The organism is Myxococcus eversor (genome assembly GCF_010894455.1).
In the GTDB taxonomy this organism is placed as follows: Bacteria; Myxococcota; Myxococcia; order Myxococcales; family Myxococcaceae; genus Myxococcus; species Myxococcus eversor.
On the sequence record NZ_JAAIXY010000028.1, the window covers coordinates 1 to 14,868 of the forward strand.

Sequence of the window (14,868 nt, forward strand, 5' to 3'; positions counted from 1 at the left end):
CCTGGCGGGTGTCGTGCAACCGCGCCAGCGCGGTGTAGCGCGCGCGGGATTCCACGTGCTCGGCCAGTTCGGAGAAGCGGCGCGCCAGATGCTCTCGCGTGTCGGCTTCGCGCCGGGCCAGCACCGCCTGCGCTCCAGCCAGCAGCACCAGCAGGCCGGCCACCGCCGCGAGCAGCAGCTTGCGCCAGTGCCTGCGCGTCAGCCGCGACAGCCGATAGGCCGTGCCCACCGCGCGCGCGAGGACCGGCTCCCCGTCGAGGAAGCGCTGCAGGTCCTCCGCGAGCGCGCGCGCCGAGTCGTAGCGGGCCGCGCGCTCCTTCTCCAGACACTTGAGGACGATGGCCTCCAGGTCCGCGGGGATTTCCGGCGCCAGCTCGCGCGGGGGCTTGGGGTCCTCGACGGGGATGCGGCTGAGCACCTCCAGCGCGTTGCCACCGGGGATGGGCGGCTGGCCCACCAACAGGGCGTAGAGCGTGGCGCCCAGCGCGTAGACGTCCGCGCGCCGGTCCAACCGGTTCACCTCGCCGCGCGCCTGCTCGGGCGCCATGTAGTGCGGCGTGCCGAGGATGGAGCCCGTGGCGGTGGCCCCTTCGCCCGGGTCCCTGGCGAGGCCGAAGTCCATGACGTAGGGCTTCCACTGTCCGTCGGCCGTGCGCTCCACCAGGATGTTGGAGGGCTTGAGGTCCCGGTGGATGAGGCCCGCGCGGTGGGCGGCGTGCACGCCCTCCGAGGACTGCGCCAGTATCAGCGCCTTCTGCTCCAGCGTGAGCACCTCCGCGAGCTCGTGCAGCGGCTTGCCGTCCACGTACTGCATGGCGATATAGGCCCGGCCCTGGACCTGGCCCACCTCGTACACCTTGCACACGCGCTCATGGTCCACCCGCGCCTGCGCCTGCGCCTCGGCGACGAAGTGCCGCGCGCGTCCCGTGTCGTCGTCCCGCACGAACTTGAGCGCGACGTGACGCCGCAGCACCGTGTCCCGCACCAGGAAGACGCGCCCCATGCCCCCCTGGCCCAGGAAACGGAGGGGCGCGTAGCGCTCCCAGCCCGGGACGGGGAAGGACGGCTCCGCTCCCGGAGGCTCCGGCTCCAGCGTCCTGGGCGGGCCGACGTGGGCGGTTGCCGTGGGCGCGCCCACCAGCGCGCCTGCCTGGAGGAGGGCCGCGCCTCGCAGCGAGGCGAGCGTGTCCTCGGACAGTCGCCCCCGCTCCTTCAGCAGCTCCAGGGGCGCGGTCTGTCGGCGCAGGGCCTCTGCCCGCAGCGCCTCCACCTCGTCGTCGGAGAGCAGGCCCTCGAAGAGCAATGCCCGCAGCTGCGCCTCTAGGTCCTCGCGCATCGCCCGTTCCCTGGCTCCCGCCTTGCGTGGCCTTCGTTCCCGAGACGTCGAGGGGAAGGGTTCTAGCACCCGCCCCGGCGCCATATCCCCCGTGCACGGAGCGCGAGGCGTTGATATGCAGGGGGCGCCGGACGGCGAGCGTCGTCGTCCCGCCTGTCCCCTGGAGGCTCCATGAACGCCGACATTCATCTTGCCGCGGTGGGAGTCCTGTTCACCCGGAGGACGCGGGCCTGGTAGGGCCGGCGTGCAGGCCCGTCACAGCGCGGTCCACGTCTCCGGGTGCCCCTGAAGAACCGAGGTGCGCCGCAGGCACCGCTCTGTCCGGAGTCCTTCCCCGTGTCACTTGAAACCTTTGGTTGGGGGCCCGAGCTGGCCCAGTCGTTCTCCACCGTCGTCGCGTCGTCCCCGCTTCCCCTCGTCCCCGGCCGCGTGGTGCGCCAGGAGCGTGGGCTCGTCACCGTGCTGACTTCCGAGCGCACCCTGTTGGCGCGCACCTCGGGAAAGCTGCTCCACCAGGCCCCCGGCGCCGAGTCGCTGCCCACCGTGGGGGACTGGGTCGCCATCCAACTGCCCCCCGGAAAAGGGGAGGGCATGCTGCACGCCGTCCTGCCGCGCCGCAGCGTGCTCGTGCGCCGCGAAGTCGGCGGGCAGCAGGGCGCGGGCCAGCTCATCGCCGCCAACCTGGACGTCGTGCTGCTCGTCTCCGGGCTGGATGGGAACTTCAACGCCCGCCGCATCGAACGCGCGCTCACCCTGGCCTGGAGCAGCGGCGCCACCCCCGCGGTGCTGCTCACCAAGGTGGACCTCCACGACGACGCGACGGCGCTCATCCAGGAGGTGGAGGCGCTCGCCCCCGGCGTCCCCGTGCTCGCGATGAGCTCGTGGACCGGCGAGGGGCTCGACGCGGTGCGAGCGCTCATGCCCCCCGGCAAGACGGGCGCGCTGCTGGGCTCCTCCGGCGTGGGCAAGTCCACGCTCGTCAACCGGCTCTTGGGTGAAGAGCGCCTGGCCACCCAGGCGGTCCGCGTGGAGGATGACAAGGGGCGTCACACGACGACGCACCGAGAGCTGTTCCTCCTGCCCCATGGCGGGCTGCTCATCGACGGCCCCGGGATGCGCGAGCTGGGGCTGATGGGGGACGAGGAGGAGGCGCTGGAGCAGACCTTCGCCGACATCCTCGAGCTGGCCGACGGCTGCCGCTTCCGCGACTGCACGCACCAGAACGAGCCGGGCTGCGCCGTGCGCGCCGCCATCCAGGCCGGAACGCTCCCCCCCGAGCGGCTCTCGAACTTCGAGAAGCTGCAGCGCGAGAAGGCCTTCCAGTCGCGGCAGACGAGCCCCGCCGCGCAGCGCGAGCAGCGCAAGGTGGAGAAGGGCCGCACGGTGACGGGGTGGGAAGTCTCCCGCTCCAAGCGCCGCAAGGGCTGAGCGCGGGGGAGAAAAATCTCCGCGGAAATGTCCCGCTCAAGGATTCCCGCGCGTCGCGTTTGGATATTTCGAAAGGTGGGGACATCCGGGCAGAGCCGGGATGTCCAAGGGGTTCAGACGCAGAGCGTCTGAAAGGCGGGTGGGGGGAGTGTCCGGGCGGTTCGCCGGCACTCGAGTTTTCGGACGCACCGCGTTCGAGGGGGGATGAGGCGCGCCGGGGGGCTCGCCTCTGACCTTGCGAGGGGGCGCCCCTGGGGAGGGGCGTGGCTTCCGGAGGGCATGCCGAGGGGCGCGCCCGAGGTTGGACCGGAAGTTCGACTTTGAGCAGTCCATACGGCGGGGAGCGCGTCGAGGGGGCGCGCTCCCCGCGGTTCTTTTCAGGGCCTGACGGCCCGCCGCGCGTGAGCTACCGCGCGGAGTCGGACGAGGGCATCAGCTTGATGGGCTGGCCGTCGTCCCCCGTCACCACGTCACCCTGGGTCTTCTGCTGCTCCACGCTGGGCTCGCCCACGGAGAAGCTGGCCACCTTCGTCAGGGGAGCGCCTCGGAAGGTGCCGCTGACAGTGACGACCAGGTGCGAGCGCCCTTCGCCCGGAGCCAGGTCCACCTCCAGCGTGGTGGTGGTGGCCTGCTCGAAGCGGGCGCCCCGCAGGGGCGTGGAGTCGCTCGTCACGCGCAGCCCGTCCACGCCGGAGAGGCCCACCTGGACGTCTTCCGCGGGGCCCTGGAAGCGCAGGGTGATGGTGGCCTTGTCGCCGGCCACCTTGGCGCCCACCTCCACGGGCGCGCTGAGCTTGGCCATGGTGGCCCCGTTCGCTTGCGACGAGGTGTCCGCCGTGCCGCCCCCAGCGGTGCTGCTCTTCGCCGGAGAGGTGCAGGCCACCGGCGCCAGGAGCGCGAGGAGGCCGGAGAGGACCGCGGGTGCGATGCGATTCATGAGAACTCCTGGGGGAGACTGAAAGAGGCGAGGTCCGTTCATGGGCTGGTGATGGAGACGGAGTAGTTGTAGGTGCCCGTGCTTTCCTTGAAGCCCGTCACAATCAGCACGTATTGACGGTCCGCCTGGCTGGAGAAGCTGAAGGTCTCCGTGCCGGTGAGGAACTTGTCGGCGGAGCCCGCTTCGGTGCCTTGCTGCAGGGCCAGGATGCCCACGTCCTCGGTGGAGTTGGCGGAGACGTTCACCGTCCTGCCCGTGCCGTTGAAGACGTAGTACCGGTTCTGCTGCTGCTTGTTGGACTCCTCGCCGCCCGTGAGGGTGCCGTTGCTGTTGTACGGCAGCGACGCCACGGTCGTGTACATGGCCGCCAGCCGGCTGTCGCCCTCTCCGAAGGCGGAGCGAATCGAGCCAATCTGATAGTGGGCCGCCAGCGTGTCCAGGGCCGTCGCGTTGACGCCCGGCTGCGCCTTGAGCCCGTGGATGAAGGAGCCGATGGTCGTCAGCGCGGGCGTCGTCTTCTGCGGTCCCACCAGCACGTCGTACAGCGTGCCGATGCCGACGGAGACCTGGTCATACGAGGACTCGGCCGCGGTCGGCCCGTCGAAGATGTCGTAGAGCAGCCGCATGACGGTGAACTCGGAGAAGACGCCCGGCGTCGCGTCATCCGTGGGCGAGGGTGGCGTCTCCATGTCGAAGCCGAAGGAGGTCAGCCGGCCCCCTTGCCAGTAGGTGTCCGCGTAGACGGGGTCTGGCAGGAGGATGGCGGAGAGCGCGTTGCCGTAGCCCTCGCCGAAGGCGATGCGCGGGTCCAGCACGTCGCCGCCGGTGTGCGGGCCGCCCGGGTTGTCCGCGCGGGAGAGGTTGGCCTCGAAGAAGTGCCCCCACTCGTGGGCGATGACGTGGTTGTCGAACTCGTCGGTGTCCACGTTCTCCTTGCCCAGCACGTAGACTTCATTCTCCGTGGGCGAGAAGTGCGAGGTGCCAATCTGCCCGCTGGCGGTGTTGCCGCGCTCCGGGACGTTGTTCGGGCTCCAGTTCACCTTGAGCGGCGGAAAGGGGACCGTGCGCACGGCGAGGAAGGCCCGTGACGCGGTGTACAACGTGTCCAGGATGGCGAAGGGCGCGGCGACGCGCTGGGCCGCGTTGTAGGAGGAGCCCGTCCAGCCGTGGCCCGCGTGCAAGTCCCTGCTCGTGGCGCCGCCGGAGATGGTGGCGGACACGGCCCAGATGGCGTTGCCCGACGTGTTGTCCTCCACCTGGATGGAGGGCGTCGTCGTCTTCGCCAGGGTCGCCAGCGTCAGGTTGGCGCCGGTGCCCGCGGTGTAGGTGAGCTGGTAGCGACCGTCCTCGCCCGTCAACGCCGTGCCGAGCACGACGGCGCCCCGCATCACCTGGACGGTGGCGTTGCGCACGGGCCTCACGCTCGTCTGCGGGAAGGCCAGGGTGCCTCCACGGGTGGGCGTGGTGGTGAAGGTGGCGGGAACGAAGTCGTACGTCACCCTGCCGCTGAGGGTGGCGGTGACTGGAGGGCCCGCATCGGGCTCGGGTACCCCTGAATCGGGCTGACCTCCCCCGTCGGGCTTGTCGTCGTCATTGTCATCCCCGGGACAGCCGAACACGGTGAGACTGAGCGCGAGCGCCAGAATCGCGCTGGTGCGGCCCCAGACCGATTTGCGAGACACGTACATTCCGTCCTCCCCCTTCCTTTCGCTTTCGATGGGTGGTGGGCATTCTCGGCGCGTCTCTCCGGAACTTCAAACGCCCCGACGCGACAAGTCCCCTCGGGACGCGAATTGTCGGGGAAGGATGGCCACCGGGGCGCCAGGAGCGTCCTGGCGGTCGGACCCGCCTTCGTGGCTCGCCGGGCGGGTTGGCCCGGGCCTGGGACCCGGGTGTGGGTTGGCGGTGGAGCAGAGCGCGCGCAACGTTGACCCAGGTGTCGCGCGCGGGCGGCGAGCGACCCGCCGACGCACCGTCTCCTCGCCATGCCCTCTTCGAGCGACAGCCCGAGCCTGCCCCTCCACGTCGGGAAGGGTGTGTCCGGCGAGGAGGAGGAGTGCCTCTTCGAGGCCGTCGTCACCAGCATGGCGGAGGGTGTGACGGTGGCGGACGAGCGGGGCCGTTTCGTCTTCGTCAACCCCACCGCGGCGCGATTGCTGGGCGTGAGCGTCGCCGACACGGACCTCTCCCACTGGTCCGAGCACTACGGGCTCTTCCTTCCGGACCAGCGAACCCCCTATCCCCCGGAGGACCTGCCCCTGGCGCGCGCCATCCGGGGCGAGTCGATGAGCCAGGTGGAGATCTTCCTGCGCAACCCGGTGAGGCCCGAGGGTGCCTGGCTGCTGGTGAGCTGCCGGCCGGTGTGGGACGCGCGGGGCGCCATCCGGGGCGGGGTCGCCGTCTTCAACGACATCACCGAATTCAAGCGGGCCGAGCAGGCCCTGCTCGAGAGCGAGCAGAAGTACCGGACGCTCTACAACAACACGCCGGTGATGATGCACTCCATCGACTGTGACGGGCGGCTGGTGAGTGTCAGCGACTGCTGGCTGGCCACGCTGGGCTATTCGCGCGAGGAGGTGCTGGGCCACCACTCGGTGGAGTTCCTGTCGGAGGAGTCCGCGAGGTATGCCAGGGAGAAGGTCCTCCCCGTCTTCTTCATGACAGGCACCTGCAAGGACGTGCCGTATCAGCTCGTGAAGAAGAACGGCGAGCGCATGGACGTGCTGCTGTCCGCCATCGCCGAGCACGACTCGAAGGGCAGATGGGTCCGCTCGCTCGCCGTGCTGCTCGACGTGACGGAGCGCAAGCGCACCGAGGAGGCCCTCCAGCAGAGCGAGCGGCAGCTGCGCGCCATCCTGGACAACGCCAACTCCCTCTTCGTCCTGCTCGACACCCAGGGCCGCTACATCTTCGTGAACCGGCAGTGGGAGCGGCTGTTCCATCGCACGCGCGAGGAAGTCACCGGCAAGACGGTGCATGACGTCTTCCCGCCCGACATCGCGGACGGCTTCCAGGAGATGACCGAGTCGGTGCTCCAACTGCGCGCGCCCCTGGTCCAGGAGGAGCGCATCCCCCAGGAGGACGGCGTCCACACGCACATCACCCAGAAGTTCCCGCTCATGGACGCCTCGGGAGTGCCCTACGCCGTCTGCGGCATCTCCACGGACATCACCGAGCGCAAGCGGATGGAGGAGGCGCAGCGGTTCCTCGCCGAGGCGAGCCGGGAGCTGGGCACGTCGCTGGACTACGAGGCGACGCTCCAGCACGTCGCGGAGCTGACGGTGCCCCGGCTGGCGGACGTGTGTGTCGTCTTCATCCCGGGAGAGGGCGCGCGACTGCGGCCCGTGGCGGTCGCGGCCCATCAGCCCGGCCAGGCCGAGGACGTGCGGGAATTGCTCGCGGCCCACCCGCTGCTTCCGGATGCGACGCGGGGGCCGGTGGCGGTGATGGCGACGGGGCGCTCGGAGTGCTCGCTGTTGCCGGGGGGCATCCTGGACGACCAGGGTGAGCGGCTGGACGCGAAGCAGTGGCGCCGCGTGCGAGAGCTGGGCGGGCGGCCCTCCCTCAGCGTGCCGCTCCATGCGCGCGGCCGGAGCCTGGGGGTGCTGACGCTCCTGGCGGCGTCGCGGTCCTCGCGAAACTTCAGCGAGGACGAGGTGGCGCTGGCGGAGGAGCTGGGACGCCGCGCGGCCTTCGCCATCGACAACGCGCAGCTCTACCGCAAGTCCCAGGAGTCCATCCGCGTCCGCGATGAGTTCCTCTCCATCGCCTCGCATGAGCTGAAGACGCCGCTCACCTCCATGAAGCTGCGCATGCAGCAGATGGGGGCGCTCCTGTCGCGGCCCCGTCCCGACTCGCCGCTCGCGGCCCGGCTGTCGAGCATGCTGCTCGTCTGCGAGAGCCAGCTCTCCCGGCTGTCACGCCTGGTGGAGCACCTGCTGGATGTCTCCCGCATCCACGAGTCGCGGCTCGCGCTGCGCCTGGAGGAGATGGACCTGGCCGTGGTCGCGCGCGACGTGGCGGCCCACCTGCGGGAGCAACTGGAGAAGGCGGGCTGCGAGCTGGTCCTGGAGGCGCCGGAGTCGTTGCCGGGCCGGTGGGACAGGCTGCGACTGGAGCAGGTGATGATGAATCTGCTGACGAACGCGGTGAAGTATGGGGCGGGCCAGCCCATCTGGTTGCGGCTGGCCTCCCACGGCGAGCGGGTGTGGCTGAGCGTGGAGGACCGGGGAATGGGCATCCCCCGGGAGGCCCAGGCGCGCATCTTCGAGCGCTTCGAGCGCGCCGCCTCACCCAACTACGGCGGGCTGGGCCTGGGCCTCTTCATCACCCGGCAGATTGTCGAGGCCCATGGCGGCCGGGTGTGGGTGGAGAGCGAGCCGGGGCGGGGCGCCCGCTTCGTCGTCGAGCTGCCCCAGTGGACTCACGGCAGCGGGCCTTCCACCAGCCGCAGCACGTCCGCCAGCACGCCGGACGCCGTCACCGCCGCGCCCGCGCCGTAGCCCCGGATGACCAGCGGCGTGGGGCTGTAGCGCTCGGAGAGGAAGCTGAGCGCGTTCTCTCCGCCCTTCACCGCCGCCAGCGGGTTCTCCAGCGGCACGGCCTTGAGGCCCACCGCGCAGCCTTCCTCCCCGACGCTGCCCACGTACCGCAGCACCTTCCCCTCGTCGCGCAGGCGCTCCACGCGGCGCTGGAAGTCCGCGTCGATGCTCGGCAGGCGCGCGAGGAACGCGTCGAGCGGGCCCGTCGCGTCGAAGTCCGCGGGAAGGAGCGACTCCAGGGCCACCTGCTCCAGCTCCACGACGCGCCCCAGCTCCCGGGCGAGGATGAGCACCTTGCGCGCCACGTCGGTGCCCTGCAAATCGTCGCGAGGGTCCGGCTCCGTGAAGCGCTTCTCCATGGCCGTGCCCACCGCCTGGGACAGCGGCACGCCCTGCTCGGTGAGGCCGAGGATGAAGGACAGCGAGCCGGAGAGGATGCCCTCAATCCGGCGCACCTGGTCTCCGGTGCGCAGCATGTTCTTCAGCGTGTCGATGACGGGCAGGGCCGCGCCCACGTTCGTCTCGTACAGGAAGCGGCGCTGGTGGCGGGAGGCCGTCTCGCGGATGGCGCGCCAGTGGGCCATGCGGCCCGCGTTGGCCTTCTTGTTGGCGGTGACGACGTGGAGCCCCGAGGCCAGGAGGGACGGGTAGGCGAGCGCCACGTCCTCGCTGCTGGTGCAGTCCACGAAGATGGGGCGTCCCGGGCGTCTCTCCCGCGCCTGCTCGCGGAAGGCGTCCATCGACGCGGACACGGTGCCCGCCTCCAGCTTCTCCTTCCACTGCTCCAGGGGGATGCCCGCGGGCTCGATGACGCCCTTGCGGCTGTTGGCGATGGCGCACACGCGCAGGTCCACGCCCTGGGCGCGCAGGTGGGGGGCCTGCTGACGAATCTGCCGCATCAGCTCTCCGCCCACGCTGCCCACGCCGGCCACCAGCAGCTCCACCACCTCCGTGGTGCCGAAGTAGCGGTGGTGTACGTGCGCCATGGCGCGGGGGCCGTCCGCCTCGGTGATGACGGCGGAGATGCTGCGCTCGCTGGAGCCCTGGGCGATGGCGGCGATGCTGCAACCCACGTCCGCCAGGCCGCTGAAGAAGGTGCCGGCCACGCCCACGCGGTGGCGCATGCCGTCGCCGACGATGCTGAGCACCGCCAGCTGTCCCTGGCGCTCAATCGCGTCCACCTTGCCGGCCTCGCGCTCCACCTCGAACTCGGACTCCAGCGCGCGCACGGCGGCCTCGGACTCCGCCTGCTGCACGCAGAAGCTGATGGAGCACTCGCTGGAGCCCTGGGTGATGAGGACCACGGAGATGCCGGTGCGGGCCATGGCCGCGAAGACTCGCGCGGCGGTGCCGGGGACGCCCTTGAGGCCCGCGCCCGCGATGTTGATGAGCGCCACGTCGCGCAGGAAGGACAGGCCTCGCACCGGGTGGTCCGGCGGGGCGGCGGAGTCCGTCACCAGGGTGCCGGGGTGCTCGGGGCGGAAGCTGTTGCACACGCGCACGGGGATGCCGCGCTCGCGGGCGGGGGCAATCGTCTTGGGGTGGAGTACCTTGGCGCCGAAGTACGCCAGCTCCATCGCCTCCTCGAAGCTGACTTCCGCCAGCGGGAAGGCCTCCGGGACGAGGCGCGGGTCGGCGCTGAAGATGCCGTCCACGTCCGTCCAGATTTCGAGCAGCTTCGCATCCAGCGCCGCCGCGGCCAGCGCCGCCGAGTAGTCCGAGCCTCCCCGGCCCAGCGACATCGTCTTGCCGCGCCCGTCGCCGCCGAAGAAGCCCGGCATCAGCAAGAGCCCGGGGCCCGTGTCATCGCGCAGCGAGGCGAAGCGCACGCGAATCTCGTCCATGCGGGGCGTGGCCTGCAGCGGGTCCCCCGAGCAGATGAGGATGTGACGCGGATCCACCGCGTGGGGCGCCAGCTTGCGCGCCGACATCAGCGCCTCCAGCAGCAGACAGGAGGCGCGCTCACCCAGGCCGGACAGGTGGGCGAGCACCGAGGGAGAGCACTCGCGCAGCAGGCCCACGCCCTGGAGCAGCCCGCGCAGCTCGGTGGAGATGGCCGCGAGCCCCAGCTCCAGCGGCGCGAGCGCCTCCAGCTCGCTTCCCAGCTCCCGGGCGATGGAGAGGTGGGTCTGCTCGAAGCGGGAGAGCGCCGCGTCCACCTCGCCGCCCTCCTGGGCCACCCGCGCCGTGTCCACCAGGAGGTTGGTGATGCCGGTGACGGCCGAGGCCACCACGCACACCCGCGTCTGCCTGCGCGCCTGCTCCACCAGGTCCACCACGCGCCGTATCTGCGCGGTGCCGCCCACGCTCGTCCCCCCGAATTTCATCACCCGCATGACGGCACCTCGCGGCGGACGGAGGGGCGCGAGGCGGCGGACTGTCGGAGCGTCGTCGGAGTCTGGGTCTGCATGGGGTTCCGTCTGGGTGTGGAGGGAAACGAAAAAAGCCCCGCGCCGGGGAGCGCGGGGCCAGGTCGGAAGTGCTGCCGGTTCCGAGCTAGACCTCCCGCGCTCCGCGGGGAGTCGTGGTGGTGGTCGTCGTAGTCGTCGTGGAGGGAGCGGTCGCCGCGCGCGCGAAGGACGAGGACGTCTGTCCCGGGGTCCACGCGAAGTCGGAGCGCATGCCGTTCACGAAGTGGAACGCTGACCGATGACCCCGGTGCGAGTCAAGCCGCCCTCCCAGCCGGGCAGGCGAGGGCCGCGTCGCCTCAACCGTCCCAGGCCACCTGGTGGAGCGTCAGCGCGTCCTGCTTGCCCTTGACCCGGGTGGGCGGCAGCGTCGTCAGGCGCCATGTCGAATCGCGCAGCCGCGTGCGCGTGGCATCCGAGAGGACGACCTCTCCCGCCCGGGCCACGCCGCACACGCGACTGGCCACGTTGGTGACGTCGCCCAGGGTGGCGTACTGGAGATAGCGCTCGGAGCCGATGTTGCCCGCGGCGGCGGGCCCGCTGTTGAGGCCCACGTGGATGCGCAGCTCCGGATGTCCCTTGGCGCGAAAGCGCGCGTTGAGCGCCACCAGCGCGCGCTGCATGTCCACCGCGGCGCGCAGGGCCCGGTCCGCGTCGTCCTCGCGGGAGAAGGGCGCGCCCCAGACGGCCATCAGCGCGTCGCCGATGTACTTCTCCAGCGTCCCCTCGTGGCGGAAGACGGCGTCCGCCATCACCGGGAAGTACTCGTTGAGCATGTCCACGACTTCGCGCGGACGCAGCGACTCGGACAGCGGCGTGAAGTCGGAGATGTCGGCGAAGAGCACCGTCACCTCCGTCTCCACCACCTCCAGCATGGCGCCCGGGGACGCGTTGAGTCTGCGCACCACGGCGGGCGGGAAGAAGCGCAGGTACGTGTTGCGCAGCACGGCCTCCTCTTCCAACCGCCGCGAAAGCCTGGCGTTGTCGATGGCGACCGCCGCCTGGTTGGCGAAGGCGGTGAGGAACTCCAGGTCCTCCTCGGTGAAGAGCCCGCCCTGCGAGCGGTTGTCCACGTAGAGCACGCCCAGCCAGGTGTCGCGGGGCCGCAGGGGCACGCACATGGCGGAGAGGATGGCCTGCGCGCGGATGGAGGCGGAGCTGTCCAGGCGCAGGTCGCCCTGGGCGTTGGCGAACAGCGACGCCAGCCCATGCTCCCTGACGAAGTCGACGATGCGCTGGCTGTAGAAGCGCTCGGGCGGCGTCTCACCGTTGGCCGCGCGTGTCACGCGGGGGCGCAGCTCACCGGTGGCCTCGTCCACCAGCAGCAGCGCCGCGCGGTCCACGCCGAGGATGCGGAAGACGAGCTGGAGGATGCGCTCCAGCAGCGTGTCGAGCGCGCCAGGGGACGAGAGCAGCTGCGCCACGGCGAGCAGCACCTGGAGCCGCTCCCGGGTGAGGTCGCCCGCGGGCTCCGGCCGCACCCGCAGCCTGGGCGCGTCCGCGTCCAGCAGCGTCTCCAGGGGAGACAGGGTGAAGCGCGTGTCCAGCGTGCGCGTGTGCAGCGGGCTCAGCTCCTCCTCGGGCGCCGGGTCGCCCGCGAGCAGCTGGAACCACACCTCGCCGCAGCGGAAGGCGTCGCCCTCCTGGAGGATGTGTCGCTCGACGCGGACCTCGCCCAGGAAGGTGCCGTTCTTGCTGCCCTGGTCCACCAGCACCACGCGCGAGCCCTGGCGCTCCAGCCGCGCATGGCGCCGCGAGAGGCTCTTGTGGAGCACGCAGACGGAAGCCTCGTCCGTCCTGCCGATGGTGGTGGTGCCCTCGGGGAGCAGGAGCTCCTGCTCTCCCTCCCGCCCGGGGTTGAGGATGAGGCGCATGGAGCGGGGGATGCTAACACCCGCCCGCGGGCCTCCCGAAGGAAGTGGCCGGCGCGGGCGGGCGGACGCGGCGTGAGGCTCAGCTCGCCAGCCGGACGACAATCTGGGTAAGCCCGTAGACGAGCAGCGCCATGAGCGCGGCGGCGGGGATGGTGATGACCCAGGCCCAGATGATGCGACCGGCCACGCCCCACTTCACCGCGCGCCAGCCGCGCGTGGAGCCCACTCCGACGATGGCGCCGGTGATGGTGTGGGTGGTGGACACGGGGATGCCCAGCTCCGCCAGGGCGATGATGGTGACGCCGCCGCCCGTCTCCGCGCTGAAGCCGCCGATGGGCGCCAGCTTCGTGAGGCTGTGGCCCATGGTGCGGATGATGCGCCAGCCGCCGAAGAACGTGCCCAACGCAATCGCCGCGTGACAGGAGATGATCATCCACCAGTCGATGTGGAACGGGCGGTCCTTCCAGATGGTGCCGAAGAGCACCACGGCGATGATGCCCATCACCTTCTGCGCGTCGTTGGTGCCATGGCTGTACGAGAAGATGGCGGACGACACGAGCTGGAGCCGGCGGAACCACCGGTCCACATAGGTGGGCGTCTGCTTGTGCACCACCCAGGTGCTGATGAGCATCAGCGTCATGCCCAGGAACGTGCCGATGAGCGGCGAGAGCACGATGAAGGCGGCGATCTTCGCGATGCCCGCGCCCATCAATCCCTTGAAGCCCAGCACCGGCACCGTCGCGCCAATCATTCCACCGGCGAGCGCGTGCGACGAGGAGGAGGGCAGGCCCCACCACCACGTCAGGAGGTTCCAGGCGATGGCGCCCATCAGCGCCGCGAAGATGACCGACAGCACGGCCGAGGGGCCCGCGCCGCGCAGCATGTCGAAGTTGATGATGCCCTTGCCCATGGTGTTGGCGACATGGACACCCCCGCTGAAGGCGGCGATGAAGTTGAAGAAAGCGGCCCACGCCACGGCCAGGTTCGGTGACAACACCCGGGTGGACACCACCGTGGCGATGGAGTTCGCCGCGTCGTGGAAGCCGTTGATGAAGTCGAAGATGAGGGCGACTCCAACTATCAGGATGACGGCCGCGAGTAGCATCTCAGGAGTGCTCCAGCACCACGCCCTCGATGACGTTCGCCACGCCCTGACACTTGTCCGTGGCGGTCTCGATGAGGTCGTAGATCTCCTTCCACTTGATGATGGTCAGGGTGTCCACGCCGCTCTTGAAGAGCCGGCCCAGCCCGGAGCGCAGCACCTCGTCCGCCTGCGTCTCCAGCCGCTTGATTTCCTTGCAGCCGGCCAGGATCTGCTCCGGCTTCTTGATGAGCCGCAGCGCCGCCACCACCTCCTGCACCTTCTCCGCGGACATCACCAGCAGGCGCGCCAGCTCCGTCGCGTCGGGCAGGCTGCTCTGGATTTCGTAGTAGTGCAGCCGGGACGCGGCCGCGTTCGCCAGGTCCAGCACGTCGTCGATGCGCGACAGCAGCGAGTGGATCTGCGTCCGGTCGAACGGGGTGATGAACTGCTTGTGCAGGCGATTGAAGGCGGTGTGGGTGACTTCGTCGCCCTGGTGCTCCACGTCCTTGAGCGCGCGGACCCGTGCGGGCACATCGCGATAGTCGCTCAACAGTTCGTACAGCATCTTCGCGCCTTGAACTGTCGCGGCGCACTGCTTGTCGAAGTCGTCGAAGAACTCATCCGACTTGGGCATCAGCCTTTCGAGCATGGCTACCTCCCGGTTGGGCACGCCCGGGATGTCACCTTGTCGTGACGCTCCCGTGGCGCGCCCGTGACTACCTCACCTGAGGATAATCGCCAGCCTTCCTTTTTGACTTGCAAGTGAAAGCTGGCTCGCCTCAGAGGGCGGCCGTACTCACGGCAGGTGCTACAGGCCCGTCTCACCCGAGGTGGGCAGCTGTCGTCCTGGCGCTCCTCTGACTCCAACCATGAGCCGGCCTTCACGGGCCGCGCGCGACGGCGCGACTCAGAGCCAGGCGAGCAGCTCCTGCTCCAGCCGGGCCCGAGGCATCGCGCCCACGAGCTGCCGGACCACCTTGCCCTCCTTGAACACGAGCAGGCAGGGCAAGGCGCGGATGCCGTAGCGCTGCGCCGTCAGCTGGTGGGCGTCCACGTCGATTTTCGTCACCTTCAGCCGGCCCCGGTATTCGATGGAGAGCGCGTCCAGGATGGGAGAGATGAAGCGGCACGGGGGACACCACGTGGCGGTGAAGTCCACCAGCACCGGCCCCTTCGCCTCCAGCACCTCCCGGTCGAACTCCGCGTCTCCCAGCTCGATGACCTCCGCCGCCATGTCCTGTCCTCCTCGTGGGGCACGGC

General features: G+C 70.4%; 10 protein-coding genes. 2 read left to right on the forward strand and 8 right to left on the reverse strand.

Translation table 11 applies throughout. The features are described 5' to 3' along the window. A partial coding sequence (locus G4D83_RS39955) for a serine/threonine-protein kinase (RefSeq protein WP_163870194.1) occupies window positions 1-1,336 on the reverse strand: 1,336 nt, incomplete at its 3' end. Window positions 1,337-1,672: 336 nt separating this feature from the next. On the opposite strand from G4D83_RS39955, the gene rsgA reads away from it, so the two are divergent. Beyond that, complete coding sequence (gene rsgA, locus G4D83_RS39960; RefSeq protein WP_163870195.1) at window positions 1,673-2,764, forward strand: ribosome small subunit-dependent GTPase A; 1,092 nt, start codon at window positions 1,673-1,675, stop codon at window positions 2,762-2,764. A gap of 406 nt (window positions 2,765-3,170) precedes the next feature. Here rsgA and G4D83_RS39965 read toward each other — a convergent pair whose 3' ends face one another. Together G4D83_RS39965 and G4D83_RS39970 are read right to left on the reverse strand one after the other, a co-directional pair. Then, window positions 3,171-3,701, reverse strand: a complete 531-nt coding sequence (locus G4D83_RS39965; protein WP_163870196.1) for a hypothetical protein — start codon at window positions 3,699-3,701, stop codon at window positions 3,171-3,173. Window positions 3,702-3,739: 38 nt separating this feature from the next. Beyond that, window positions 3,740-5,389, reverse strand: coding sequence for a hypothetical protein (locus tag G4D83_RS39970; protein ID WP_176437439.1), 1,650 nt, complete (start codon window positions 5,387-5,389; stop codon window positions 3,740-3,742). Between the two features lie 297 nt (window positions 5,390-5,686). Between G4D83_RS39970 and G4D83_RS39975 the strand changes: the two genes are divergently transcribed. Further along, window positions 5,687-8,203 (forward strand): PAS domain S-box protein, encoded by a 2,517-nt coding sequence (locus G4D83_RS39975; protein WP_163870197.1) that lies wholly within the window; start codon window positions 5,687-5,689, stop codon window positions 8,201-8,203. Here G4D83_RS39975 and thrA read toward each other — a convergent pair. The 5 genes from thrA to trxA form a co-directional block, all read right to left on the reverse strand. Further along, window positions 8,125-10,578, reverse strand: a complete 2,454-nt coding sequence (gene thrA / locus G4D83_RS39980) for a bifunctional aspartate kinase/homoserine dehydrogenase I (protein ID WP_163870198.1) — start codon at window positions 10,576-10,578, stop codon at window positions 8,125-8,127. The two genes, G4D83_RS39975 and thrA, sit on opposite strands and share 79 nt — an antisense overlap. A 371-nt stretch (window positions 10,579-10,949) precedes the next feature. Then, entirely contained in the window at window positions 10,950-12,524 is a 1,575-nt protein-coding gene (locus G4D83_RS39985; RefSeq protein ID WP_163870199.1) for an adenylate/guanylate cyclase domain-containing protein, read from the reverse strand. A gap of 79 nt (window positions 12,525-12,603) precedes the next feature. Then, the gene (locus G4D83_RS39990) at window positions 12,604-13,629 is read right to left on the reverse strand and encodes an inorganic phosphate transporter (protein ID WP_163870200.1); all 1,026 of its coding nucleotides are present in this window, start codon (window positions 13,627-13,629) and stop codon (window positions 12,604-12,606) included. A 1-nt stretch (window position 13,630) separates the two neighbouring features. After that, on the reverse strand, window positions 13,631-14,257 hold the full coding sequence (locus tag G4D83_RS39995) for a DUF47 domain-containing protein (RefSeq protein ID WP_163870201.1): 627 nt from the start codon (window positions 14,255-14,257) through the stop codon (window positions 13,631-13,633). A gap of 258 nt (window positions 14,258-14,515) precedes the next feature. Next, the gene (gene trxA / locus G4D83_RS40000) at window positions 14,516-14,842 is read right to left on the reverse strand and encodes a thioredoxin (protein WP_163870202.1); all 327 of its coding nucleotides are present in this window, start codon (window positions 14,840-14,842) and stop codon (window positions 14,516-14,518) included. Window positions 14,843-14,868: the final 26 nt, after the last annotated feature.

What these genes read in the sequence shown, in the direction of transcription:
- G4D83_RS39965 (WP_163870196.1), bottom strand. Translation starts at nt 3,701, where the DNA reads ATGAATCGCATCGCACCCGCGGTCCTCTCCGGCCTCCTCGCGCTCCTG.
- G4D83_RS39970 (WP_176437439.1), bottom strand. Translation starts at nt 5,389, where the DNA reads ATGTACGTGTCTCGCAAATCGGTCTGGGGCCGCACCAGCGCGATTCTG.
- G4D83_RS39975 (WP_163870197.1), top strand. Translation starts at nt 5,687, where the DNA reads ATGCCCTCTTCGAGCGACAGCCCGAGCCTGCCCCTCCACGTCGGGAAG.
- thrA (WP_163870198.1), bottom strand. Translation starts at nt 10,578, where the DNA reads ATGCGGGTGATGAAATTCGGGGGGACGAGCGTGGGCGGCACCGCGCAG.
- G4D83_RS39985 (WP_163870199.1), bottom strand. Translation starts at nt 12,524, where the DNA reads ATGCGCCTCATCCTCAACCCCGGGCGGGAGGGAGAGCAGGAGCTCCTG.
- G4D83_RS39990 (WP_163870200.1), bottom strand. Translation starts at nt 13,629, where the DNA reads ATGCTACTCGCGGCCGTCATCCTGATAGTTGGAGTCGCCCTCATCTTC.
- G4D83_RS39995 (WP_163870201.1), bottom strand. Translation starts at nt 14,257, where the DNA reads ATGCTCGAAAGGCTGATGCCCAAGTCGGATGAGTTCTTCGACGACTTC.
- trxA (WP_163870202.1), bottom strand. Translation starts at nt 14,842, where the DNA reads ATGGCGGCGGAGGTCATCGAGCTGGGAGACGCGGAGTTCGACCGGGAG.